Origin of the sequence: Pseudomonas sp. PDM21 (assembly GCF_014852505.2) — a bacterium.
Lineage (GTDB): Bacteria > Pseudomonadota > Gammaproteobacteria > Pseudomonadales > Pseudomonadaceae > Pseudomonas.
This window is the reverse complement of sequence record NZ_CM181223.1, coordinates 3,669,391-3,692,123: the sequence shown is the minus strand read 5'-3', so window position 1 is coordinate 3,692,123 and position 22,733 is coordinate 3,669,391. Positions and strand designations below refer to the sequence as shown.

Annotated in this window: 21 protein-coding genes; 12 read left to right on the top strand and 9 right to left on the bottom strand. The window is 65.7% G+C overall.

The features are described 5' to 3' along the window. Positions 1-19 precede the first annotated feature (19 nt). A complete protein-coding gene (locus IB275_RS16975) occupies positions 20-949 on the top strand; it encodes a carbon-nitrogen hydrolase family protein (protein WP_192295695.1) in 930 nt (309 codons plus the stop codon). Positions 950-987: 38 nt separating this feature from the next. On the opposite strand, the gene IB275_RS16970 is transcribed toward IB275_RS16975, so the two are convergent. After that, positions 988-1,971 carry an aldo/keto reductase gene (locus tag IB275_RS16970; RefSeq protein WP_192295694.1) on the bottom strand — a complete coding sequence of 328 codons (984 nt, stop codon included), beginning with the start codon at positions 1,969-1,971 and terminating at the stop codon, positions 988-990. A 257-nt stretch (positions 1,972-2,228) separates the two neighbouring features. Between IB275_RS16970 and IB275_RS16965 the strand changes: the two genes are divergently transcribed. Genes IB275_RS16965 through IB275_RS16955 form a run of 3 tightly spaced genes read left to right on the top strand, consistent with a single transcriptional unit; the run spans position 2,229 to position 4,654 of the window. Beyond that, positions 2,229-2,558, top strand: a complete 330-nt coding sequence (locus tag IB275_RS16965; protein ID WP_088421705.1) for a carboxymuconolactone decarboxylase family protein — start codon at positions 2,229-2,231, stop codon at positions 2,556-2,558. A gap of 10 nt (positions 2,559-2,568) precedes the next feature. Continuing rightward, the gene (locus IB275_RS16960; protein ID WP_192295693.1) at positions 2,569-3,576 is read left to right on the top strand and encodes an aldo/keto reductase; all 1,008 of its coding nucleotides are present in this window, start codon (positions 2,569-2,571) and stop codon (positions 3,574-3,576) included. Between the two features lie 34 nt (positions 3,577-3,610). Beyond that, positions 3,611-4,654, top strand: coding sequence for an NAD(P)-dependent alcohol dehydrogenase (locus IB275_RS16955; protein WP_192295692.1), 1,044 nt, complete (start codon positions 3,611-3,613; stop codon positions 4,652-4,654). 24 nt (positions 4,655-4,678) lie between these two features. Here IB275_RS16955 and IB275_RS16950 read toward each other — a convergent pair whose 3' ends face one another. Then, positions 4,679-5,572 (bottom strand): LysR family transcriptional regulator, encoded by an 894-nt coding sequence (locus IB275_RS16950; protein ID WP_192295691.1) that lies wholly within the window; start codon positions 5,570-5,572, stop codon positions 4,679-4,681. A 58-nt stretch (positions 5,573-5,630) separates the two neighbouring features. After that, a complete protein-coding gene (locus IB275_RS16945) occupies positions 5,631-6,632 on the bottom strand; it encodes a zinc-dependent alcohol dehydrogenase family protein (RefSeq protein ID WP_192295690.1) in 1,002 nt (333 codons plus the stop codon). Positions 6,633-6,737: 105 nt separating this feature from the next. Here IB275_RS16945 and IB275_RS16940 point away from each other — a divergent pair, with 105 nt between their 5' ends. Next, a complete protein-coding gene (locus tag IB275_RS16940; RefSeq protein WP_192295689.1) occupies positions 6,738-7,649 on the top strand; it encodes a LysR family transcriptional regulator in 912 nt (303 codons plus the stop codon). Positions 7,650-7,676: 27 nt separating this feature from the next. Here the strand turns inward: IB275_RS16940 and IB275_RS16935 are convergent, their stop codons facing one another. Both IB275_RS16935 and IB275_RS16930 read right to left on the bottom strand, forming a co-directional pair. Next, positions 7,677-8,549 carry an SMP-30/gluconolactonase/LRE family protein gene (locus IB275_RS16935; RefSeq protein WP_192295688.1) on the bottom strand — a complete coding sequence of 291 codons (873 nt, stop codon included), beginning with the start codon at positions 8,547-8,549 and terminating at the stop codon, positions 7,677-7,679. Positions 8,550-8,945: 396 nt separating this feature from the next. Continuing rightward, on the bottom strand, positions 8,946-10,187 hold the full coding sequence (locus IB275_RS16930; RefSeq protein WP_081520830.1) for an EAL domain-containing response regulator: 1,242 nt from the start codon (positions 10,185-10,187) through the stop codon (positions 8,946-8,948). A 369-nt stretch (positions 10,188-10,556) separates the two neighbouring features. Here IB275_RS16930 and otsB point away from each other — a divergent pair, with 369 nt between their 5' ends. The 3 genes from otsB to otsA are packed head-to-tail and all read left to right on the top strand — an operon-like array spanning position 10,557 to position 14,556. After that, complete coding sequence (gene otsB / locus IB275_RS16925) at positions 10,557-11,369, top strand: trehalose-phosphatase (protein ID WP_225601675.1); 813 nt, start codon at positions 10,557-10,559, stop codon at positions 11,367-11,369. Continuing rightward, a complete protein-coding gene (locus tag IB275_RS16920; protein ID WP_192295687.1) occupies positions 11,366-13,165 on the top strand; it encodes a glycoside hydrolase family 15 protein in 1,800 nt (599 codons plus the stop codon). The genes otsB and IB275_RS16920 overlap by 4 nt, the downstream gene beginning before the upstream one ends. Beyond that, the gene (gene otsA / locus IB275_RS16915) at positions 13,147-14,556 is read left to right on the top strand and encodes an alpha,alpha-trehalose-phosphate synthase (UDP-forming) (protein WP_192295686.1); all 1,410 of its coding nucleotides are present in this window, start codon (positions 13,147-13,149) and stop codon (positions 14,554-14,556) included. The genes IB275_RS16920 and otsA overlap by 19 nt, the downstream gene beginning before the upstream one ends. Before the next feature lie 47 nt (positions 14,557-14,603). Here the strand turns inward: otsA and IB275_RS16910 are convergent, their stop codons facing one another. Continuing rightward, the gene (locus IB275_RS16910) at positions 14,604-14,771 is read right to left on the bottom strand and encodes a hypothetical protein (protein WP_167523180.1); all 168 of its coding nucleotides are present in this window, start codon (positions 14,769-14,771) and stop codon (positions 14,604-14,606) included. Between the two features lie 290 nt (positions 14,772-15,061). Between IB275_RS16910 and IB275_RS16905 the strand changes: the two genes are divergently transcribed. Continuing rightward, the gene (locus tag IB275_RS16905; RefSeq protein WP_017518411.1) at positions 15,062-15,271 is read left to right on the top strand and encodes a cold-shock protein; all 210 of its coding nucleotides are present in this window, start codon (positions 15,062-15,064) and stop codon (positions 15,269-15,271) included. A gap of 157 nt (positions 15,272-15,428) precedes the next feature. On the opposite strand, the gene IB275_RS16900 is transcribed toward IB275_RS16905, so the two are convergent. The 3 genes from IB275_RS16900 to IB275_RS16890 all read right to left on the bottom strand — a co-directional run bounded on the left by IB275_RS16900 (position 15,429) and on the right by IB275_RS16890 (position 18,921). After that, positions 15,429-16,709 (bottom strand): MFS transporter, encoded by a 1,281-nt coding sequence (locus IB275_RS16900; RefSeq protein ID WP_192295685.1) that lies wholly within the window; start codon positions 16,707-16,709, stop codon positions 15,429-15,431. Between the two features lie 131 nt (positions 16,710-16,840). Further along, complete coding sequence (locus IB275_RS16895) at positions 16,841-17,995, bottom strand: acyl-CoA dehydrogenase family protein (RefSeq protein ID WP_192295684.1); 1,155 nt, start codon at positions 17,993-17,995, stop codon at positions 16,841-16,843. A 59-nt stretch (positions 17,996-18,054) separates the two neighbouring features. Further along, positions 18,055-18,921: an IclR family transcriptional regulator gene (locus tag IB275_RS16890; RefSeq protein ID WP_192295683.1), complete on the bottom strand. Its 867-nt coding sequence runs from the start codon at positions 18,919-18,921 to the stop codon at positions 18,055-18,057. Between the two features lie 243 nt (positions 18,922-19,164). On the opposite strand from IB275_RS16890, the gene IB275_RS16885 reads away from it, so the two are divergent. From IB275_RS16885 to IB275_RS16875, 3 genes are read left to right on the top strand one after another with little or no spacing between them, the layout of a single operon-like run. Then, positions 19,165-19,941, top strand: coding sequence for an enoyl-CoA hydratase (locus IB275_RS16885; RefSeq protein ID WP_192295682.1), 777 nt, complete (start codon positions 19,165-19,167; stop codon positions 19,939-19,941). Beyond that, positions 19,938-21,482, top strand: coding sequence for a 3-hydroxyacyl-CoA dehydrogenase (locus IB275_RS16880; protein ID WP_192295681.1), 1,545 nt, complete (start codon positions 19,938-19,940; stop codon positions 21,480-21,482). The genes IB275_RS16885 and IB275_RS16880 overlap by 4 nt, the downstream gene beginning before the upstream one ends. Positions 21,483-21,515: 33 nt before the next feature. After that, complete coding sequence (locus IB275_RS16875) at positions 21,516-22,718, top strand: 3-oxoadipyl-CoA thiolase (protein WP_192295680.1); 1,203 nt, start codon at positions 21,516-21,518, stop codon at positions 22,716-22,718. Positions 22,719-22,733 lie beyond the last annotated feature (15 nt).

The following is a 22,733-nucleotide window of genomic DNA, read 5'->3' as shown; positions in this document are numbered from 1 at the left end:
GCCCCAGACAGGAGTCCCCATGACCCGTGTAGCAATCATCCAGGCCGCCTCCGTTCCCTACGAGCCCATGGCCAGCGTCGAGAAGGCCGCCGGCATCCTGCGCCGGGTGGCGGAGCAGGGCGCGAAACTGGCGGTATTCCCCGAGGCTTACATCGGCGGCTACCCCAAGGGCGCAGCCTTTGGCAGCGTGGTGGGCAACCGCAGTGCCGCCGGGCGCGAGCTCTACCAGCGCTACGTCGAGGGCGCCGTGGCGCTGGACGGCCCGGAGCTGGCCGCGCTGGCCGAAAGCGTCGAGCAGACGGGCGTGACGACGGTGGTCGGCATTATCGAGCGCCACGGCCGCACCCTCTACTGCACCGCCGTGACCCTGGCGCCCGGCCGGGGCATCGCCGGCTATCACCGCAAGCTGATGCCCACCGGGCAGGAGCGCTTGATCTGGGGTTTCGGCGACGGCTCGACCATCGAGCCGGTGCAGACCGACTTCGGCGTGCTGGGCAGTGTGATCTGCTGGGAGAACTACATGCCGGCGCTGCGCCAGGCCATGTATGCGCAGGGTGTGCAGCTGTACTGTGCGCCGACGGCGGATGATCGCCCGACCTGGGCTGCGTCGATGCAGCACATCGCGCTGGAAGGCCGGGTGTTCGTGCTCTCGGCCTGCCAGGCGATCCGCCTTGGCGAGTACCCGCAGCAGCACCGCGAGGCTTTCGGCCTGGCGCATCAGGAAGACGACTACGTCATGCGCGGCGGCAGCATGATCGTCAGCCCGCTGGGCGAGGTGCTGGCCGGGCCGGTGTTCGATTGCGAGACCGAGCTTTACGCCGACCTCGACATGGGCCTGCTGGAGCAGGGCAACCTCGACTTCGACGTGGTCGGCCACTACGCGCGGCCGGACGTCTTCGAACTCAAGGTCAATACTGCGCCACTGCGCCCGGTGACTTTCGAGGGTTGATGGCAAGCGCCCGGCGCCGATGGGCGCCGGGCTTTCCCTCAGCGTCCGACGCGTTTCTGCAGATGCGCCGGGTAGCGTTCGCCGACGATCTCGATCTCGCGCAGCGCCGCTTCGATGGCGGCGAGGTCGGTGGCGTCCAGCACCAGCGAGGCCGCGCCGAGGTTTTCTTCCAGGCGATGCAGCTTGGTGGTGCCAGGGATCGGCACAATCCAGGGCTGCTGGGCCAGCAGCCAGGCGATGGCGATCTGCGCGCGGGTCGCGCCCTTGCTCTCGGCGAGGCGGCCGAGCACGTCGATCAGCCCGGCATTGGCCTTGCGGTTCTCCTCGGAGAAGCGCGGCACGACATTGCGGAAATCGCTGGCCGAGAACTGCGTGCTCTCGTCGATGGCGCCGGTGAGGAAACCCTTGCCCAGCGGGCTGAAGGGCACGAAGCCGATGCCCAGTTCGGCCAGCAGCGGGAGGATTTCCTTCTCCGGCTCGCGCCACCACAGCGAGTACTCGCTCTGCAGCGCCGCCACCGGCTGCACCGCATGGGCGCGGCGGATGGATTGCGGGCCGGCTTCGGAGAGGCCGAAGTGCTTCACCTTGCCCTCTCGGATCAGCTCGCCGACGGCGCCGGCGACGTCTTCCATGGGCACGTTCGGGTCGACCCGGTGCTGGTAGAAGAGGTCGATGCGGTCGGTCTTCAGGCGCTTGAGCGAGGCTTCCGCCACGGCGCGGATGTTCTCCGGGCGGCTGTCCAGGCCGAGGGAAACGTCACCGTCCCTGAAGCCGAACTTGGTGGCGATCACCACCTGGTCGCGAACCGGCGCCAGGGCTTCGCCCAGCAGTTCCTCGTTGGCGAAGGGGCCATAGGCCTCGGCGGTGTCGAAGAAGGTCACGCCGCTGTCGAAGGCAGTACGTAACAAACGGATGCCATCGTAGCGGTCGACCGCCGGCCCGTAACCGTAGCTCAGGCCCATGCAGCCCAGGCCCAGTGTCGATACCTGCAGGCCGTTGTGACCCAGTGTGCGCTTGTCCATCGAAGTCTCTCCAATCGAAAGTCAGTCCTGAAGCGGGAAGGGCAGGAATGCCCGGCGAAACGTCTGGAATGGACTTTACTCAAGGACTTTCACCGTGATTAGACGGTTGAAACCGCATTCGCCTATGAGCCTGGCTCATGGGTTATGCCGGGGCATTCATGAGGCTGCCTCATAGGTCCAAACGCGTTTCGGCGCTTAATCGCCGGCGTGGCAGGGCCTAGCATGGTCCCCAGTCAACGGGTCAAGCGGAGAACACCATGAGCGAACCAGCTTCTACCGCCCACAAGGCTTTCGGCGATATCGCCCCGGCGCTGGCCGACTACACCGACCAGGTGCTGTTCGGCGATGTCTGGGAGCGCCCTGGCCTCTCGCCCCGCGACCGCAGTCTGGTCACGGTCTCCAGCCTGGTGGCGCGCTACCAGGCCAATGAACTCCACTTCCACCTGGGCAAGGCGCTGGACAACGGCCTGACCCGCGAGGAGCTGATCGAGGCCATCACCCATCTGGCTTTCTATTCCGGCTGGCCGACGGCCTCCACCGCGCTGGGCGTCGCCCGCCGCGTGTTCGCCGAGCGCGATGCCGCCTGAGGAGCATTCCATGCAATACCGTTACCTGGGCCGTAGCGCCCTGAAAGTGTCGCCCCTGTGCCTGGGCGCGATGATGTTCGGTGGCGAGACCGACGAACCGACCTCGCGGCGCATCATCGACAAGGCCTTCGAGCAGGGCGTCAACTTCCTCGACACCGCCGACGTCTACCACAAGGGCCGTTCCGAAGAGGTGGTGGGCCGTGCGGTGGCTGCCCGCCGCGATGACTGGGTGATCGCCAGCAAGTTCGGCAACGCTCTGGGCGAGGGCCCGAACAACCGCGGCCAGTCGCGCAAGTGGATCTACCAGTCGGTGGAAGACAGCCTGCGCCGGCTGGGCACCGACTACCTGGACATCCTCTACTTCCACCGCACCGACGTCGACGCGCCGCTGGAAGAGGGGTTGCGCGCAGTGGGCGAACTGATCCGCCAGGGCAAGGTGCGCTACTACGGCCTGTCCAATTTCCGTGGCTGGCGCATCGCCGAGGTGGTGCGCCTGGCCGACCAGCTGGGCATGGACCGGCCGGTCTGCAGCGAGCCGCTGTACAACCTGGTGGACCGCACCGCCGAGGTCGAGCAGCTGCCCGTCGCCGGCCACTACGGCATCGGCGTGGTGCCCTACAGCCCTCTGGCCCGCGGCGTGCTCACCGGCAAGTACCGGCCCGGCGCCGAACCGCCGGCGGACTCCCGCGTCGGCCGTGGCGACAAGCGTATCCAGCAGACCGAATGGCGCCCCGAATCCCTGCAGATCGCCCAGCGCATCGCCGAGCATGCGATCGCCCGTGGCACCACGCCGGCCGCTTTCGCCCTGGCCTGGGTGCTGAACAACCCGCTGGTCAGCTCGCTGATCGCCGGCCCGCGCACCGAGGAGCACTGGGACGGCTACCTGCCGGCGCTGGACCTCCAGCTGACCGCCGAGGACGAAGCCTTCGTGGACAGCCTGGTGCCGCCCGGCCATGCCTCCACCCCCGGTTACAGCGATCCCGCCTATCCCGTGGAAGGCCGTCCGGCCCGTCGTTGAAATCCATCCATTCGAAGCGTCAGGAGCCAAACCGATGAAGACCCTTGGATACGCCGCGCAGAACCCGCAGGACCCGCTCGGTCCCTTCACCTTCGAGCGCCGTTCGCTGCGCGACAACGACGTGGCGATGGACGTGCTCTACTGCGGCGTCTGCCACTCCGACTTGCACCAGGCCCGCAATGACTGGGGCTTCAGCCGTTACCCGATGGTGCCGGGCCACGAGATCGTCGGCCGGGTCACCGCCGTCGGACCGAAGGTGACGCGCTACAAGGTCGGCGACGCCGTGGCGGTGGGCTGCATGGTGGACTCCTGCCGGGAATGCGACCAGTGCCGCAAGGGCGAGGAACAGTTGTGCCGGCAGGGTAACACCCAGACCTACAACGACCGCGACCGCGTAACCCGCGAAGCGACCCAGGGCGGTTATTCCAAGCAGTTGGTGGTGCGCGAGGAGTTCGTCCTGCGCGTGCCGGACGGCCTGGACCTGAGCAAGGCGGCGCCGCTGCTCTGCGCCGGGATCACCACCTATTCGCCGCTGCGCACCTGGAACGTCGGGCCGGGCAGCCGCGTGGGCGTGGTGGGGCTCGGCGGGCTGGGCCACATGGCGGTAAAACTCGCCATCGGCCTGGGCGCCACGGTCACGGTGCTCAGCCGCACGGCGGACAAGCGCAGCGATGCCATGGAACTGGGCGCCGATGCCTTGCTGGTGTCCTCCGATGCGCAGGCGATGAAGGCCGCGGCCAACAGCTTCGACCTGATCATCGACACCGTGCCGGTGAAGCACGACCTCAAGCCTTACATGCCGCTGCTCGATGTGGACGGCACCCTGGTGCTGGTGGGGCAGGTCGGGCCCATCGACGAGATCAGCAGCATTCCGCTGCTGCTCGGTCGTCGGCGCATCGCCGGCTCGCCCATCGGCGGCATCGCCGAGACCCAGGAGATGCTCGATTTCTGCGGCAAGAAGAACATTCTGCCGGAGTGCGAGATGATCCGCATGGACGAGATCAACCAGGCCTACGAGCGCATGGAACGCTCCGACGTGCGCTACCGCTTCGTCATCGATCTGGCCACGCTGTCCTGACCTGCAACGCCTTGCGCTGGGCTTTCAGTCCTGATGGCGCAGGGCGTCCACCAGCACCGTGAACGCGCGGGATTTCTGCCGCCGGCTCGGGTAGTAGGGATGGTAGCCGGGGAAGGTCGGGCACCAGTCTTCCAGCACCTTCTCCAGGCGTCCGGCGGCGACGTGCTCGGTGACCATGTCTGCGGGCAGGTAGGCCAGGCCGAAGCCATCCAGCGCGGCACGCAGGATGTGCGGGCTGCTGTTGAAGGTCAGCTGGCCTTCGACCCGCGCCTTCACTTCGTGGCCGTCTCTGGCGAACTCCCAGGCCATCAGCCCGCCGTAGGTGGGCAGGCGCAGATTCAGGCAATCGTGGCTGGCCAGTGCCGGCACGTCCAGTGGGCGGCCTTTGCGGGCGAGGTAGGCGGGGCTGGCCACCACTGCCATGCGCAGGTCCGGGGCGATGCGCACGGCGATCATGTCCTTGGCCACCTGGTCGCCCAGGCGCACGCCAGCGTCGAAGCGTTCGGCGGCGATGTCGGTCAGGCCGTAGTCGATGCTCACCTCGACCTTGATGTCCGGGTAATCCGGCAGCACTTTTGCCAGCTTCGGCCAGAGCACGGTGCTGGCCGCGTGCTCGGCGGCGGTGATGCGCAGGGTGCCGACCGGCTTGTCGCGGAAGTCGCTCAGGGCCGCCAGTTCCGCCTCGATTTCCTCGAAGCGCGGCGCCAGCGTCTGCATCAGGCGTTCGCCGGCTTCGGTGGGGGACACGCTGCGGGTGGTACGGCTGAGCAGGCGCAGGCCCAGGCGGGTTTCCAGCGCGCGGATGGTGTGGCTCAGCGCCGACTGGGAGACGCCCAGCTGCGCCGCCGCCTTGGTGAAGCTGCCCTCGCGCGCGACGGTGACGAAGGCGATCAGGTCGTTGAAGTTTTCCCTTGGCATCTCGGCTCCGCTGCGTCCAGCGCGGCGGGGAGCCGCGCCGGGGCAGTGTATCCGATGGTTAGACGGTGACCACGACTTTGCCGAACTGCTGGTTGGACTCCAGATAGCGGTAGGCCTCGACTATCTCGTCAAAAGCGAAGGTACGGGCGATCACCGGGCGCAGCGAGCCGTCGGCGAGGCCGGCGTAGATGAAGTCTGAGGCTTCGCGCAGGCGCTGCGGATCTTCCAGCACTTCATAGACGCGATAGCCACGCAGGATCAGCGAACGGCTCAGCACCTCGAACAGCGGGAAGGGCGTGGGCTCTGGGCTCAGGCCGCCGTACTCGATGAGAATGCCGCCCTCGGCCATGGCGGCAGTCAGCGCCTCGAAGATCGGGCCGCCCACCGGGTCGAACACCACCCGCGCGCCAGCCTTGCCGGTGATCTCGAGCAGGCGCGAGCGCAGGTTTTCCTCTTCGCTGGCGATGACTTCGATGGCGCCGGCCTGCAACAGGGCGTCACGCTTGGCCGAAGTGCGGGTCACGGCGATAGGCACCGCGCCCACGCGCCGGGCGATCTGGATGGCGGCAAGGCCGACGCTGCTCGACGCGGCAGTGATGACGACGAAGTCCCCCTCGCGCAATCCGGCAACCTGACTCAGAGCGCCATAGGCCGTCAGGTACTGCATCCAGGTGGCGGCGGCGTCGTTCCAGGCCTGTCCCGGCGGGTTCTTCACCAGGCGGGCCTGCGGGACCACCAGATGTTCCGCGTGAGTCGGGTCTTCCTGCATCAAGGTCGGCGGCAGGATGCTTACGGCATCCCCCGGAGCGAACCCGCGTACCGCGCTGCCTACCGCCTCGACCACTCCCGTGGCCTCCAGCCCCAGTCCGGAAGGGAGCTGCGGGCTCTCGATGTAGCGGTCAGTGCGCAGCAGCGATTCGGCGCGATTCAGCCCCAGCGCCTTGACCCGGATACTCACTTCATCTGCGCCGGGCTGGCGAACTTCCACCGGCTCTATGCGCAGGACTTCCGGGCCGCCGAACTGGTGGAAACGAACCGCGCGGGTCTTGGTGCTTTCCATGTGATGCTCCCATACGAAAGTGATTTGACGTAAAGCGACTATCAGGCATGGGATTTGCCCGATAAATGGCGTATAGAAACAGTTGGTCGAAATCAGGGGTTTCGAATGGATCGTCTGACCAGCATGGAAGTCTTTGTCCGAGCGGTGGACCTCGGGTCCTTCGCGGCGGCAGCGGATGCTCTGGAAATGTCCGCACCGATGGTGGGCAAGCACGTGCGCTTTCTCGAGGAGCGCCTGGGCGCCCAGTTGCTGATGCGCAGCACGCGCCGGCAGAGCCTGACCGAGGCGGGGCGGATTTATTACGAGCGCTGTCGCATGTTGCTGGCCGATGCGGAGGCGGCGGACATCCTTGCCGCCGGCGAGGTGGCTGAGCCGCGTGGCCGGCTGCGGGTGGCGATGCCGGTGCATTTTGGTCGACGCTGTGTGGCACCGGTCCTGCTGGAACTCGCGCAGCGCTATCCGCAACTCGAGCTGGACCTGCGCTTCAGCGACCGCCTGACGGACCTTGCGGAAGAGCAGATCGACCTGGCCATTCGCACCGGCGAGCCGCAGCCCAGGGACGGTATCATTGCGCGGCGCATCGGCCGGCAGCGCATGGTGGTGTGTGCGGCGCCAGCTTACCTGGAGCAGCACGGGCGGCCAGAGCACGTCGAGGAGCTGGCCGCGCACCGGGTGCTGGTCTACCACCGCTCCGGGCGGATCAATCCGTGGTTGTTCCCCCGTGAAGGACAGGAAGCGGTGGAGTTCGCGCCGAGCTCACGGCTGCGTTTCGACGACCTCGCCGCCATCGCCGACGCGGCGGTACGCGGCATGGGGCTGGCGTGGTTGCCTTACTGGCTGGTGCGCGAAGCCATCGAGGGCGGCGCGTTGGATGAGTTGTTGCCGGAGCAGCCGGGCTTTCTCTACGACGTCCATGCCACCTGGCTGCAGACCACTCAGTTGCCGCGCAAGGTGCGGCTGGCAATCGACGCGCTGGTCGAGGTGATCCCCGGTCTGGTGATGCCGGCGCAGGAGTAGGGCGGCCTGAGCGGACGCCCGGAGGCGTTACTTGGCCGGAGTGAGTTGCAGCACGCGGTTGCGGCCGCCTTCGGCGAGCAGGTAGCCGCCCTTACCGTCGGGCACGATGGACTGCGGCGCCTTGAGGAACGACAGGATCGTGCGCGGTTCGCCCTTGCCGTCCCACAGCAGCAGGCGGGCGCGGTGGGTGGAGTCTTCGCTGATCCACAGGCCGCGCTGGTCGCACATCAGGAAGGTAGGCTGGTTCAGGCCGGAGAGCAGGACCGGGTCCTTGCCGTTGTCGCTGAACTCGTGCACAACCCCTTTCTTCTTCTCGGTGTAGAGCAGCTTGCCGTCGGTGCAGCGGGTGACGGATTCGGTTTCCTGCAGGTGGTCGCGCAGTACGGTCAGTTCGCCATCGGCCCAGCGGTAGCGCAGCAGCCGGCCATTCTCGCCACGGTCCTCGATGGCATAGAGGTTTTCACCGTCGTCCCACAGACCCTGCACGGACTGACCCATGAACAGGTCGGAGACCTTGCCGTCCCTGAGCAGTTGTACTGGCCTGCCGTCGGATTCCTGGCTGAATACCCAGCCGCCCTGGGCGGCGATCATGCCGTCAGGTTTGGACAGGCCGTCGACCATGACCCGGCGCTCGCCGTCGGCGGCGATACGCAGGATGTTGCCCTTGTCCTTTTTCAACTCCTGGCTGACCAGCAGGCCGCCGTCGGGCAGCGGTACCAGCGACGCGGCCTTCTGCACGTTCTTGTGCAGCACCTCGACGGACCAGCCAGCGGTGGCCTGCACCGGATAGAAGCCTTGCCAGGCGAAGAAGCCGAGAGCGGCCACGACGAGGGATCCAGTGCCGGTGAGGGCAAAACGAATCAGCGAGCGGCGGGGCGAACGCACGGAAGTCTGGGACATGTATCGGCTGCCAAAACTGAAGGTGGGCAACACTGGGGTGATCCATTTGGATTTATGCCTTCCTGGCATCCAGCGCGCAGCCGGGCATGGTAACCAGACAGTTCACCCGTGGGCTAGGGCGAAACCGAGTGACAGACATCACGCAAGGCAATGCGGAATAGCCGGGTGATTGGTCGTGGAATCGACGCTATTGGTACGAATGTGCAGCGAACTGCCTGGAATTGCCCAGGTAGTTTGCGGTGTTTTGCCACATATGTGCTGATTTGCCAGTCATGCGGGAGAACTGGGAAGACGACTTGATGGCCAATGGCCTACAATCCCTGCGTCCTTTGCTGAGGACAATCCAGACGGCTGTTGCGGACAGGAAGTCCGCAACAGCCGTTTTCTTTTGTGTGCTTATTGCTCGGCCAGACGAATCACGGAGTCCGCTTTGGCCGACAGGACCTCGGGTTTCTGCAGGCGCGTCGGGACGCCCCGCAGCACTGGACCCAGCTCGCTGGTGCTGACGGGCTTGCCGAACAAATGCCCTTGCGCCGATTCGCACTCCAGGCTTTGCAGTTGACGATGCTGGCTGGCGTTCTCGACACCCTCGGCCACCACCATAAGACCCAGTTCGCGGCCAAGGGCCAGCGCATTGCGCAGGACGATGTGGCGGCGCGGATCGCCGTTGTTGAGGTCGGCAAGGAAGGTTCGGTCCAGCTTCAGTTCGGTGAACGGCAGTTCGACCAGGCGCTGCAGCGTCGAGTGGCCGGAGCCGAAATCATCGATCGCCAGACCGCAACCGAGCAGGCGCAGGCGCAGCACGTTTTCCAGGCTTAGCGGCGGCGCATGCAGCGGCGAAGTCTCGGTCAGTTCGAAGGTGACATTTTTCGGGTCCATCTCCAGTCGACGGAATACACGTTCGACAGCGGAGGCGAAGTCCGTCTGCGCCAACTGCTCGGATTCCAGATTGAAGGAAAGCTCCAGGTCGGCGCGATTGTGCGCCCGCAGTGCCTCGATGGCCTGACGCATCAGTTCGAACAACCCTTTGTCGAGCTGCCCATTGCGACGCAGGACCGGCAGGAATTCGCCGGGTGCCAGCAGTTGCCCGTCTTCGCGCTGCCAGCGGGCCAGTACTTCGAAGCCGTAGATCTGTGCCGTGGCAACTGTCACCTTTGGCTGCAGGAAGGCGCGCAGGGCGCCGCTGCCCAGCACCTCGGCGGGCGTCCCTTCTTTGCTCTGCTCCCCCTGCTGAGAGAGTGCGGAACGCGCTTCCTGTGGCTGGAAGTCCGCCAGCAGTGCGCGCAGGCGCTCCAGCGTGGCGGCTTCGTTGCCGAGCCAATAGACCTTCAGACCCTGCACCTGCAGAAGATGGGCGAGGGCGGTCCAGGTACCCGGCGCCAGTTCGCCGCTGACCACAACGCCTTGAGCCAGCCCTTCTCGGGCCACAGTCTGGAGAAACTCCAGACGCGCCACCGGCTCGCTGCGCACATCGCAGATCAATAGGTGTACGCCACCCAGGCTGCGCAGGCGGTCCAGCGCGAAGGCGTTGCTGGATACCTCCGACAGGAAGCTGTAGCCGAGATGGTGCAGCGCGGTGACGGCGGTCGAGCGGTGCAGCCCGGAGGCCTGGAGTACCAGCGCGGAAAGGGGAGGCATGGAGTTTTACTCACGGAAGATTGGCTTGGCACATTTTCGAAAACGACGCCCGCCATGTGAGGCAGGGGATTCCAGTTCTTCTGTCAGTTAAATCCGACTCTGTGGGCTCGACCTGACTTCGGGTAGATGTATCCCTTCCGAAAGGAGACTGATGGTCGATCCTTTGAGGAGTTTTCATGCAGTAAATTTCTGCTCCAATCCCCATCGGTTGGCTCGTTCAGCTCTGGCATGCGCCTTGCCACGTGGCATGCGGGTGAAACCCAGGGTCGACCCTCGTGGTCCCACATGTTAGGGTCCTTGGGCTCCCTTTCACGTCCGCACCGGCTACCCACGGCTGCGCGGCACGCCCTGAACATGGAGAAATGGCTCATGTCACGTCCCGTACCAAGGGGACCTGTCGACACCGCCATGGTCCCGCATAGCGAGGCCTCAGCCACTGCGCTGCTGAACCTCTGGCTCAGCCGACCTCAGCAGACCGCACTGTTCCTGGATGTCGACGGAACCCTTCTGGACATCGCCGAATCACCCGGCGCGGTCGTCGTACCGCCCGGGCTGCTCGATGCCCTCACGCACCTGCATCGCCGACTCGACGGTGCCCTGGCCCTGATCAGCGGCCGCCCGGTCGAAGAACTCGACCGGCTCCTGCAACCCTTGCGTCTTGCCGCCAGCGGCGGCCATGGCGCCCACTGGCGCGAAAGTGGCGACAGCCCCTTGCGCCGCACCAGCAAAGACCTGCCCGCCTGCGTGCGGGTGCAGTTGAACGCCCTGGCCAATCGGCATGTCGGAATCCAGGCCGAGGACAAGGGCAGCAGCTACGCGCTGCACTACCGCTCCGCACCTTCGCTCGCCACAGCACTGCATGTCGAGTTGCAGGCTTTGCTGCGGGCGCCGGAGGGCGCAGGGCTGCGCTTGCTCAACGGCAAGCAGGTCTACGAAGTCGTCCCCGAAGGTGTCGACAAGGCCCAGGCGATTCAGCGGCTGCTGGGTATGCCTGGCTTCGCCGGACGCTTGCCGCTGTACATCGGCGACGACGTCACCGACGAACCCGCCATCGCCCTGATGCCGGCCCTGGGCGGCCTCGGCCTTTCGGTCGGGCGCGCCTTGCCCGGTGCCAGCGCGGTGTTCAGCGACGCGGCGGATGTCCGCGCCGCTCTGATGCAAGCAGGAGGAATCAACCGATGACGAACCGGCACGAAGGTGCTCTGGAACTGGGCCTGATCGGCAACTGCCGGGTGGCCGCGCTGGTCAATCCGCAGGCGCGGCTGGTCTGGTGGTGCTACCCGAACTTCGATAGCGATCCGGCTTTTTCCCGGCTACTGGCCGGCGATGACGAGAAAGGCTTTGCCGATGTGGTGCTGGAGAACCAGGCCAGCAGCACGTCCGACTATCAGCGCAACACGGCGATCATCACCACCGTGCTGCGGGACGACAACGGCGGCGCAGTGCGCATCACCGATTTCGCCCCGCGTTTCCTGCAGCACGGCCATGTCTACCGCCCGGCGCAGCTGTGCCGGTTGATCGAGCCCATCGAGGGCGTACCGAAGATCACCCTGCGTGTGCGTCCGACCCACGGCTACGGCAAGCCGAGCCAGGGCGCCATCGGTTCCAGCCATATCCGCTACCTGGAAGGTGATGAGCCGCTGCGCCTGACCACCGACGCGCCGCTGGCCTATATCCAGCACGAAACGCCATTCGCCCTGCGCCATCCCGTGAGCCTGGTGATCGGCCTCGATGAACCGCTCGACAACGCTCCCGGCGAAGTGGTCCGCGATTACCTCAAACGCACCCAGAACCACTGGCACGACTGGGTGCGCGGGCTGGCCATCTGCTTCGAATGGCAGCCGGTGGTGATCCGCTCGGCGATCACTCTGAAACTGTGCAATTTCGAGGACACCGGGGCGATCATCGCCGCTGCCACCACTTCCGTGCCGGAGGCGCCCGACTCGCAGCGCAACTGGGACTACCGCTACTGCTGGCTGCGTGATGCCTACTTCGTGATCCTCGCCCTCAACCGCCTGGGCGCCACGCGGACCATGGAGGGTTACATCGACTTCATCACCACCGTGGCCAGCGGCGACGCCGAGCTCAAGCCGCTGTACGGGATAATCCCCAATCAGGACCTCACCGAACGTATCGAGCTGGATCTTGCCGGCTTCCTCAACCACGCTCCGGTGCGGGTCGGCAATCAGGCGGTGGAGCAGAACCAGCACGACGTGTTCGGCTCGGTGGCACTGGCGGTGCTGCAGAGTTTTGTCGACGAGCGCCTGCCCAATCCCAGCAGCGAGGGCATGCTGCAACTGTTGGAGAGCCTGGCCGCCAAGGCCGTGCACGCGGCGTTCGAACCCGACGCTGGCATCTGGGAATACCGTGGCCGCCAACGCATCCACACCCATTCCGCGCTGCTCTGCTGGGTTGCCTGCGATCGCGTCGGGCGCATTGCCAGACGCCTGGGCCGCGGCGAGAAAGCCGGCGACTGGATGGACAAGGCGGCCAACCTGCGCGAACGCATCCTCGCCGAGGCCTGGAGCGAGAAGAAGCAATGTTTCACCGGCGCTTTCGGCCATGACGACCTCGATGCCAGCGTGCTGCTGATGAACGAACTGGGGATCATCGAGGCCGATGACCCTCGCTTTATCGCCACGGTCGAGTGCATCGGCCGCGAACTCAACGTCAACGGGCAGATGCTGCGCTACGCCGCGGCGGATGATTTCGGCGTGCCGGAAACCGCCTTCCTGGTGGTGAAGTTCTGGTACCTCGATGCGCTGGCAGCCATCGGCCGAGTCGATGAGGCGCGTCAGCTGTTCGAGCAACTGGTCGCCTCGCGCAATCGTTACGGATTGCTTTCCGAAGACCTGCACCCGGACACCGGCGAACTCTGGGGGAACATTCCACAGACCTACTCCATGGCCGGGCTGATCAATTCCGCCATGCGTCTTTCCATTGGCTGGGAGGAAGGTCTATGCCGCGCCTCGTGGTGATATCCAACCGGGTCGCGATCCCCGACGAGAACGGCCCGGCGCCGGGCGGGCTGGCCGTGGCGGTGGACGCCGCCATGCGCAACCGCGAGGGCATCTGGTTCGGCTGGAGCGGCGAGAAGGCCGAGGAGCCGGGCCCGCCGACCATGGTCCAGCGCGACAACCTGCAGTACATCCTCACCGACCTGCATCCGCAGGACTTCGACGAGTACTACAACGGCTTTGCCAACCGCGTGCTCTGGCCGATCCTGCATTACCGGGTGGACCTGGCCGAGTTCAACGAGGCCGAGTTCGGCGGCTACCAGCGGGTCAACGAGTTCTTCGCCGAGCGCCTGAGCCCGCTGCTGGAGGAGGACGACGTCCTCTGGGTCCACGACTACCATCTGATCCCCCTGGCTTCGGCCCTGAGGCAGCGCGGGCATGGCAACCGCATCGGCTTCTTCCTGCATATCCCGATGCCGCCGGCCGACCTCATCACCGCGCTGCCGCATCACGACGAACTGATCCGCGCGCTCACCGAGTACAACCTGATCGGCTTCCAGACTGAAAACGACGCCAGCAACTTCGCCCGCTACCTGACCCGCGTGGTTGGCGCGGCGACTCCCGATGGCCGGCGCTATCACCTGGAGGACCAGCATTTTCGAGTCGGCGTCTTCCCGGTGGGCGTGGACGCGGCCGGTTTCCGCCGACTGGCCGAAGAGGCCTCGCAGAGCCAGGCAGCCGAGGACCTGCGCGAAAGCCTGGGCGGTCGCGCGCTGATGGTAGGGGTGGACCGTCTCGATTACTCCAAGGGCATCGTCAACCGGCTGGACGGCTACGAGCGCTTCCTCGAGCGCAATCCGGACTGGCACAACCGCGTCACCTGCCTGCAGATATCACCGGGCAGCCGCCAGGACATCCCCGAATATGCCGACATCGACGCCGCTGTGAGCGCGCGGGTAGGGCACATCAACGGGCGCTTCGGCGCCGTGTCCTGGGTGCCGCTGCGTTATGTGGCGCGCAACCACCAGCGCGCGGACATCGCGATGGTCATGCGCCACGCACGGATCGGCCTGGTGACGCCGCTGCGCGACGGGATGAATCTGGTCGCCAAGGAGTTCGTCGCCGCCCAGGACCCGGACGATCCCGGCGTGCTGATCCTTTCCCAGTTCGCGGGCGCCGCCGCCGAGCTGGGCGGCGCGCTGATCATCAATCCTCACGACCGAGACGCCCTGGCCGATGCCATGCAGCGGGCGCTGCGCATGCCGCTCAAGGAGCGCCAGGCACGTCACCGGGACATGTATGCGGTGCTGGAGGCCAACGACATCCGCTTCTGGGGGCCGAGTTTCATCGACGCGCTGACGCGGCCGGGCAGGGCGCTGAACTGGCTGTCGAACCATTACCTCAGCCACTGAAATGCAAAACCCCGCCATCGCGGGGTTTTCTTCATGCATTCAAACGGTTAGGGCGCCGGTTTCTTCCCATCGGACTTTGCCCATTGCGACTTCCGCTCGACCTTCACTGCCAGTTGGCCAACGGGGATTTCCTGGATTTCGCCACCCTGGGAGAGGAAAGCGGCAATCTTTTCATCGAGCTCCGAACGTTCGCGAATCAGCTGTGAATCAGTCATGAAGTCACCTTTGCGTTGGGCGCCAAACCGGCCCGGCCAGCCTACACGTCTTTGACCTGTCGCGTCGTAATTGCTCGACCATTTGTCAAAATCACCACTGGTCGTGAAAAAAAGCTATGAATTAGCGCCAAACCTTGTATTCTGCATGGGCTGCCTGCCCAGTAACGAGTTCCGCGACTTGATGTTCTTCTACAAGATGCTCCATCTCCTCGGCACCTCTTCACTACGCATTCAGCTCATCGCCGGTCGGCTTTCGGCCGGCCTTTAGCATTCTTTTAGGAGACAACATCATGTCCGATCGTCAAAACGGCATCGTCAAGTGGTTCAACGCTGAGAAGGGCTTCGGCTTCATCACCCCGGAAAGCGGCCCGGACGTATTCGTTCACTTCCGTCAGATCGAAGGCAACGGCTACAAGTCCCTCGACGAAGGCCAGAAGGTCAGCTTCGTTGTGACTGCCGGCCAGAAAGGCCCGCAAGCTGAACAAGTTCGCGCTGTCTAATCGACATCGCTGACGAAAGAGCCCCGCTTCGGCGGGGCTTTTTTTTGCCTGCGATTTGCCCCGCTGACTCTTGATGACGCTTTCGGGGAAAAAACAAAAACGCCCGGTGCAGTGCACCGGGCGTTTTTCGCGGGTGGCTGGGCGCTGAGCGCTCAGGTCATTCCTGCTGTGGGTCGAACTGCTTGTCGCGGATCAGCAGGGCGGGGATGACGCCGCAGATGAAGTACGCCGCGCCCATCACCAGGAAGCCGACGCCAATGGACATCTGCGTAGCGAGGAAGCCGATCACCGCCGGGGCGATGGCTGCGCCGATGCGGCCGATGTTGTAAGCCCCGCCCACTGCTGTGCCACGGAAGGCGGCGGCGAAGCTCTCGGTCATGTAGGTCGCGTTCACGCCGTACGGGATGCCATAGAGGAAGCCGAACACCACCAGCATCCAGAGAATGTTCTCGGGGCTGTGGAACAGCACGATCACCGGCAGGAACACCGCGGTGCCCAGGGCGCCGAAGGAGAACACGGTGCGGCGGCCGAACCAGTCGGCGGCGACGCCGGCCAGGACCTTGCCCAGGATCATCGCGGCATAGGTGCCCACCAGGTACGAGGTCATGGCCTTGAAGTTCATGCCCATCTCGGTTTCCAGGTACGACGGCATCCAGTTGTTCACGCCGTAGTAGCCGAACTGCAGGAAACCGGCGGTCAGTGCCCAGAACAGGAACATGCGGCTGGCCTTCGGGTCGGCGAAGATCTGCTTGAAGGCATTCTGCCGGGGTGCAGTGGCTTCGCGGCCGGACGAGCCTTCGGCCTTGCGCTGCTGGCGTTCTGCTTGCGCCTGGACCCAGGCGGCGGGCTCGGGGATCAGCTTGCGCATGGCGATGGCCAGCACCACAGGGATGATGGCGATGTAGAACAGGTAGCGCCAGCCATGGTCCGGCAGGATCCAGCCGGCCAGCAGGGTGGCGACGATGTAGCCCACCGACCAGCCGGCCTGCAGGGTGCCGAGCACGGTGGTGCGGTATTTGGTCGGCACGTATTCGGCCATCAGCGTGTTGCAGGCCACGTACAGGGCGCCGAGGCCCAGCGAGGCGACGAAGCGCGCGGCGGCGAACTGCCAGTAGTTGTGGGTGAGGCCGAGGACGGCGGTGCCGACGGAGAACAGCACAATGGTCCAGACCACCGTCTTGACCCGGCCGAAGCGGTCGCAGGCCCAGCCGCCGTAGATGCCGCCGAAGGCCATGCCGGCCAGGGTGACGCTGCCCAGGCTGCCGGCCTGGAGGTTGCTCAGGCCGAACTCGGCCTTGAGGCTGGTGAGGCTGTAGGAGAGGAGCATCAGGTCTGCGCCATCGATCAGCAGGCCGATGAAGCAGAAGGCGAAGACCAGGACCCAGGTCTTGCTCTGGGTAGCAGCGGTTGCAGCCGTTGCGGAAGCAGTGTTTTCCATGAACGAATTACCTGTTGTAGTTGTTGGCGGGGCGGTTGGCCGACCCTCGGTAAGCGTGCGTGCGAATCCTGCCGGCAGGCGCGTGGTGCGTGGCCACGCGCTGCCGAATTGGGTGCCTCAGTGCCTGTGTGTCAGGACTGGGCTTCGCGGATCATGTTGCGGGCGATGATCACCTGCTGGATCTGGGTGGTGCCCTCGTAGAGTCGGAACAGGCGGACATCGCGGTAGAAGCGCTCGATCGCGTACTCGCTGACGTAGCCGGCGCCGCCGTGGATCTGTACGCAGCGGTCAGCAACACGGCCGCACATCTCGGTGGCGAACATCTTCGCGCAGGAGGCTTCGGTGCTGACGTTGCGGCCCTCATCGCGCTTGCGTGCGGCGTCCAGCACCATGCAGCGGGCGGCGTAGATCTCGGCCTTGCTGTCGGCCAGCATTGCCTGGATCAGCTGGAACTCGGCGATCGGCTGGCCGAACTGCTTGCGCTCCAGGGCGTATTGCAGCGCGTCGGCGAGCATGCGCTCGGCGGCGCCGACGCTCAGCGCGGCGATGTGCAGGCGGCCCTTGTCGAGCACTTTCATGGCGGTCTTGAAGCCCACGCCCTCGACGCCGCCGATGAGTTGGCTGGCGGGGATGCGCACGTTGTCGAAGATCACGTCGCTGGTGTGCGCGCCTTTCTGGCCCATCTTGTGGTCCGGCTTGCCCAGGGAAATGCCCGGAGTGCCACGCTCGACGATGAACGCGCTGATACCGGCGGAGCCCTTGATCGCCGGGTTGGTGCGTGCCATTACGGTATAGATGCCGGCGTGCGGGGCGTTGGTGATGAAGCGCTTGGTGCCGTTGAGCACATAGAAGTCGCCATCGCGCACGGCGGTGGTTTTCAGCGAGGCGGCATCGGAGCCCGAGTCCGGCTCGGTCAGGCAGAAGGCACTGAGCAGTTCGCCGCCGGCGAGCTTGGGAAGGTAGTGGGCTTTCTGCTCCGGCGTGCCGTCGATCAGGATGCCGATGGAGCCGATGCCGTTGTTGGTGCCGATGTAGGAACGGAAGGCGGGGGAGGTGCGGCCGAGTTCGAAGGTGATATTCACCTCTTCTTCCATGGTCACGCCCAGGCCGCCGAACTCTTCGGGGATGGTCAGGCCGAACAGGCCCATCTCGCGCATCTGCTGGACGATGTCCTGCGGGATCGCGTCGGTCTCGGCGACCTCGTTCTCCCGCGGGATCAGCACTTCGCCGACGAACTGGTGGATGGAATCCAGAAGTATCTGCAGCGTTTCTGGGTCTCGGATCATGTGCACTCCTCAAAAGGCCCGCGAGCGGGCCTGTCTTCCGAGGCACCGTCACCCGAGATTCAGCGAGCGGCGGCACCTATGTTGTTGACCATGTTGATCAGGCGGGGCCCGATGTCGTCCTCGAGCTTCTCGCGTGTCAGCTGGAAGCTCGGGCCGCCGCAGTTGAAGGCCAGCAGGCCGTACTGCGGATGTACCAAGGGCACGGCGACGGAGTTGACGTCGCGGTGCCATTCGCCGATCGACAGGCAGTAGCCGTAATCGGTGAAGTCCCTGAAGGCGCGGTCCAGACCCTTGCGGATGGCCGGCCAGTTTTCCGGTTCGCGCTGGCGAACGTGGTCGAGCAGGAATTCCCGCTCGTTCTCCGGCATTGCCGCGAGGCACGCGCGGCCCACCGAACTCGCCGCCAGCGGCAGATAACTGCCGATCTGCCGGCGCATGGTCATGTTTCCCTGGCCCTGCACGACGTCCACGTAGACCATCTGCAGGCGGTCGCGGGCGGCCATGGCCACCGCCGCCTGGGCGTGGTTGGCCAGTTCCTCCATCAGCGGATGGGCCACCGCGCGGATCGACAGGTTCGACAGCATCGCGTAGCCGAAACCCAGCACGCCGACGTCCAGCTGGTACTTGCCTGAATGCACCTCGCGCTTGAGGCAACCCAGGCGCATCAGGGTGTTGGTCAGGCGTGTCACGGTCGGCTTGGGCAGGTCGGTCTTGCGCGCCAGGTCCTGGTTGCTCAGCACGTTTTCCCGTGGCGAGAAGCAACGCAGGATCTCCAGGCCGCGAGCCAGGGCCGTCACGAACTGGCCGCTGTTTTCCTCTTCGCTCAGTGCCGTGGCGGGGTCATACAGTCCCCGTTCCAGCAGGCCGATCTCACCTTCGTTTTTCGTCGGCGCAGCCGAGTCCATCTCCGTCTTGTTGCGGCGCATGGTAGAACCCCTATTCACGGAAAATCAATAAAATAAAATGCAGTTTCGTCAGGCGAAATTGTAATGAGTCTGGACTGGTTAGTACAGGCGTACCCTTAAAAATATTCAAAGCCGCGTATTTAAAGGCTTTTAGAGGGTGTGTCGATCTTCACCGTTTACAGGCTGGATGAGGTGTCACTATGATGAAATCGAAATACGGAATGTAGTTTCGTCAGACGAAACAACTAAGAGGTCAGAGCTCCAATGAATACCAGCGTGGTTCATCTCGATATCCAGGCCGATGGTGTGGCGGTCGTCCGCATCGACCGACCGGAAGCCAAGAACGCCTTGAATGCTGCCGTGCGCCAGCAGCTGGCCGAGCACTTCCGTGCCCTGAGCGAAAATCGCGACGTTCGCGCGGTGGTGCTGACCGGGGGCGAGGAATGCTTCGTCGCCGGGGCGGACATCCGCGAATTCGCCCAGGCCAGCCCCATCGAGATGTACCGCCGTCACACCGAACTGCTGTGGGAAGCCATCTCGCGCTGCCCGAAACCGGTGATCGCCGCCGTGAATGGCTTCGCCCTGGGCGGCGGCTGCGAGCTGGCGATGCACTGCGACATCATCGTCGCCGGTGAGTCGGCACGCTTCGGCCAGCCGGAAGTGAAGCTCGGCCTGATGCCCGGCGCGGGTGGCACCCAGCGGCTGATCCGCGCCGTGGGTAAGTTCCAGGCGATGCGCATTGCCCTGACCGGATGCCTGATCAAGGCGCCGGAAGCGCTGGCCATCGGCATGCTCAGTGAGGTGGTGGAAGATGCGCGCACGCTGCCCCGCGCACTGGAGCTGGCTGCCGAGATCGCCACACTGCCGCCGCTGGCCGTGGCGCAGATCAAGGAAGTGATGCTCGCCGGCGCCGACTTGCCGCTGGAGAGCGCCCTGACCCTGGAGCGCAAGGCTTTCCAGCTGCTATTCGATTCGCAGGACCAGAAGGAGGGCGCCGCCGCCTTCCTGGAAAAACGCAAAGCCAGTTTCCTGGGGGAATGAGCATGACCCTTTCTTTCGAGCGCATCGAGCGTATGGCCATTGTCGGCACCGGCGTCATGGGCAGCGGCATCGCCCAGATCGCCGCCCAGGCCGGCATCCAGGTGAAGCTCTTCGACGCCCGCGACGGCGCTGCGCAAGCGGCCCGCGATAACCTCGGACGGACCCTCGCCAAGCTGGCGGAGAAGGGCAAGATCACCACCGCCGACGCGGACGCGACCCTGGCGCGCCTGCTGGTCGCCGGCTCCCTGAGCGAGCTGGCGGATTCCGATCTGGTGGTCGAAGCGATCATCGAGCGCCTGGATGCCAAGCAGGCGCTGCTGGCCGAACTGGAAGCCGTGGTCAGCGCCGAGTGCATTCTCGCGACCAATACCTCGTCGCTGTCGGTCACCAGCATCGCCCGTGGCTGCCAGCATCCTCAGCGGGTGGCAGGCTTCCACTTCTTCAACCCGGTGCCGCTGATGAAGGTGGTCGAGGTGATCGACGGCCTGGCCAGCGACCCGCAGGTCGGCGACAGCCTGGTGGCGCTGGCCGCGCGCATGGGCCATCGCGGCATCCGCGCCAAGGACACCCCCGGCTTCATCATCAACCACGCCGGCCGCGCCTACAGCACCGAAGCCCTGCAGATGCTCAAGGAAGCCATCGCCGAACCGGCCGATATCGACCGCATTCTGCGCGAGGGCCTGGGCTTCCGCATGGGCCCGCTGGAGCTGTTTGACCTGACTGCGCTGGACGTGTCCCACCCGGTGATCGAGTCCATCTACAACCAGTTCTACCAGGAGCCGCGCTATCGCCCGGCGGCGCTGACCCGGCAGATGCTCGAGGCCGGTTTCGTCGGGCGCAAGGTCGGGCGAGGCTTCTATCGCTATGCCGACGGCAAGATGATCGATGCGCCCGCTCCGCAACCGGTGCCGAACGTGGCCGCGCTGCCGCCGGTGTGGATCGGTGCGGAGAACGAACAGGATCGCGAACTGCTCGGCGAACTGCTGAAGAAGCTCGGCGCGACCCTGGAGCAGGGCGCCCAGCCAAGCAGCGAGGCGCTGTGCCTGCTGGCTCCCTATGGCGTTGACGCCACCACGGCGTGCCGGAACTTCGGTACCGACCCGGCGCGCACCCTGTGCATTGACCTGCTGCTGGATCTGCAACGTCACCGCTGCCTGATGCAGAACCCGGCGACCTCCAGCGTCATGCGCGACGCCGCCCATGCGCTGCTGGCGGCTGATGGTGTGGGCGTCACGGTGATCAATGACAGCGTCGGCTTCGTTGCCCAGCGCGTACTGGCGCTGATCGTCAACCTGGCCGGCGACATCGTCCAGCAGCGCATCGCCAGTGTCGACGACCTCGACGAAGGCGTGCGCCGTGGCCTGGGTTACCCGCAAGGCCCGCTGGCCTGGGGCGACAGCGTCGGCCCGTCGCGCCTGCTGACCATTCTCGAACGCATGACCGGCCTGACCGGCGACGCCCGCTACCGCCCCGGCCCCTGGCTGCGCCGCCGCGCCGAGTTGGGGTTGTCGCTGCGCCATGCCGAGCCCGCGCTGGGCTGAGGCCCGGCGTCCACCTCTTTCAAGGAGACTTCCATGCTCAATGCCTACATCTACGCCGGCCTGCGCACCCCCTTCGGGCGCCATGGCGGCGCTCTGGCTCCGGTGCGCCCGGACGACCTGATCGCCCAGGTGATCCGCGAGCTGCTGGCCCGCACCAGCGTGCCCGGCGAAGCCATCGAGGACGTGATCCTCGGCAACACCAACCAGGCCGGTGAAGACAGCCGCAACGTCGCCCGCCATGCTGCGCTGCTCGCCGGCCTGCCGGTGAGCGTGCCGGGGCAGACGGTGAACCGCCTGTGCGCCAGCGGCCTGGCGGCCGTCATCGATGCGGCGCGCGCCGTGACCTGTGGCGAAGGCGAGCTGTTCGTCGCTGGCGGCGTGGAAAGCATGTCCCGCGCGCCCTTCGTCATGGCCAAGGCCGAGGCCGCCTACAGCCGCGACCTGACGGTGTTCGACAGCACCATCGGCGCGCGCTTCCCCAACCCGAAGATCATCGCCGGGTTCGGCAACGACAGCATGCCGGAGACCGGCGACAACGTAGCCCGCGAGTTCGGCATCAGCCGCGAGCAGGCCGACCGTTTCGCCGCGCGTTCCCAGGCCAACTACGAAGCCGCCCGCGAGGCCGGTTTCATCGCCGGGGAAATCCTCCCGGTCAGCGTGCCCACTGGGCGCAAGACGCCGCCGAACGTGGTCGAGCAGGACGAACATCCGCGTCCGTCTTCCGATGAAGCCGCGCTGGCGCGCCTGAAACCCTTGTCCGAAGGCGGCGTGGTCACCGCCGGCAATGCCTCTGGCGTCAACGATGGCGCGGCCGCGCTGCTGATCGGCTCGGCTGCGGCGGGCGAACGCCACGGCCTCAAGCCGCTCGCGCGGATTCTCTCGGCAGCGGCGGTCGGCGTGGAGCCACGCATCATGGGCGTCGGCCCGGTGGAGGCGATCAACAAGGCGCTTGCCCGCGCCGAACTGACCCTCGCCGACATGGACATCATCGAGATCAACGAGGCCTTCGCCTCCCAGGTGCTCGGCTGCCTGCACGGTCTGGGCGTGGACTTCGACGATGCGCGGGTCAACCCCAACGGCGGCGCCATCGCCGTCGGCCACCCGCTGGGCGCTTCCGGCGCGCGGCTGGCGCTGAGCGTGGCGCGACAACTGCAGCGCACGGGTCAACGCTATGCGGTGATCAGCCTGTGCATCGGCGTGGGCCAGGGGCTCGCCATGGTTATCGAGCGCGCGTGAGCGCGCCTGCGAGGA

What these genes read in the sequence shown, in the direction of transcription:
- IB275_RS16975 (WP_192295695.1), top strand. Translation starts at nt 20, where the DNA reads ATGACCCGTGTAGCAATCATCCAGGCCGCCTCCGTTCCCTACGAGCCC.
- IB275_RS16970 (WP_192295694.1), bottom strand. Translation starts at nt 1,971, where the DNA reads ATGGACAAGCGCACACTGGGTCACAACGGCCTGCAGGTATCGACACTG.
- IB275_RS16965 (WP_088421705.1), top strand. Translation starts at nt 2,229, where the DNA reads ATGAGCGAACCAGCTTCTACCGCCCACAAGGCTTTCGGCGATATCGCC.
- IB275_RS16960 (WP_192295693.1), top strand. Translation starts at nt 2,569, where the DNA reads ATGCAATACCGTTACCTGGGCCGTAGCGCCCTGAAAGTGTCGCCCCTG.
- IB275_RS16955 (WP_192295692.1), top strand. Translation starts at nt 3,611, where the DNA reads ATGAAGACCCTTGGATACGCCGCGCAGAACCCGCAGGACCCGCTCGGT.
- IB275_RS16950 (WP_192295691.1), bottom strand. Translation starts at nt 5,572, where the DNA reads ATGCCAAGGGAAAACTTCAACGACCTGATCGCCTTCGTCACCGTCGCG.
- IB275_RS16945 (WP_192295690.1), bottom strand. Translation starts at nt 6,632, where the DNA reads ATGGAAAGCACCAAGACCCGCGCGGTTCGTTTCCACCAGTTCGGCGGC.
- IB275_RS16940 (WP_192295689.1), top strand. Translation starts at nt 6,738, where the DNA reads ATGGATCGTCTGACCAGCATGGAAGTCTTTGTCCGAGCGGTGGACCTC.
- IB275_RS16935 (WP_192295688.1), bottom strand. Translation starts at nt 8,549, where the DNA reads ATGTCCCAGACTTCCGTGCGTTCGCCCCGCCGCTCGCTGATTCGTTTT.
- IB275_RS16930 (WP_081520830.1), bottom strand. Translation starts at nt 10,187, where the DNA reads ATGCCTCCCCTTTCCGCGCTGGTACTCCAGGCCTCCGGGCTGCACCGC.
- otsB (WP_225601675.1), top strand. Translation starts at nt 10,557, where the DNA reads ATGTCACGTCCCGTACCAAGGGGACCTGTCGACACCGCCATGGTCCCG.
- IB275_RS16920 (WP_192295687.1), top strand. Translation starts at nt 11,366, where the DNA reads ATGACGAACCGGCACGAAGGTGCTCTGGAACTGGGCCTGATCGGCAAC.
- otsA (WP_192295686.1), top strand. Translation starts at nt 13,147, where the DNA reads ATGCCGCGCCTCGTGGTGATATCCAACCGGGTCGCGATCCCCGACGAG.
- IB275_RS16910 (WP_167523180.1), bottom strand. Translation starts at nt 14,771, where the DNA reads ATGACTGATTCACAGCTGATTCGCGAACGTTCGGAGCTCGATGAAAAG.
- IB275_RS16905 (WP_017518411.1), top strand. Translation starts at nt 15,062, where the DNA reads ATGTCCGATCGTCAAAACGGCATCGTCAAGTGGTTCAACGCTGAGAAG.
- IB275_RS16900 (WP_192295685.1), bottom strand. Translation starts at nt 16,709, where the DNA reads ATGGAAAACACTGCTTCCGCAACGGCTGCAACCGCTGCTACCCAGAGC.
- IB275_RS16895 (WP_192295684.1), bottom strand. Translation starts at nt 17,995, where the DNA reads ATGATCCGAGACCCAGAAACGCTGCAGATACTTCTGGATTCCATCCAC.
- IB275_RS16890 (WP_192295683.1), bottom strand. Translation starts at nt 18,921, where the DNA reads ATGCGCCGCAACAAGACGGAGATGGACTCGGCTGCGCCGACGAAAAAC.
- IB275_RS16885 (WP_192295682.1), top strand. Translation starts at nt 19,165, where the DNA reads ATGAATACCAGCGTGGTTCATCTCGATATCCAGGCCGATGGTGTGGCG.
- IB275_RS16880 (WP_192295681.1), top strand. Translation starts at nt 19,938, where the DNA reads ATGAGCATGACCCTTTCTTTCGAGCGCATCGAGCGTATGGCCATTGTC.
- IB275_RS16875 (WP_192295680.1), top strand. Translation starts at nt 21,516, where the DNA reads ATGCTCAATGCCTACATCTACGCCGGCCTGCGCACCCCCTTCGGGCGC.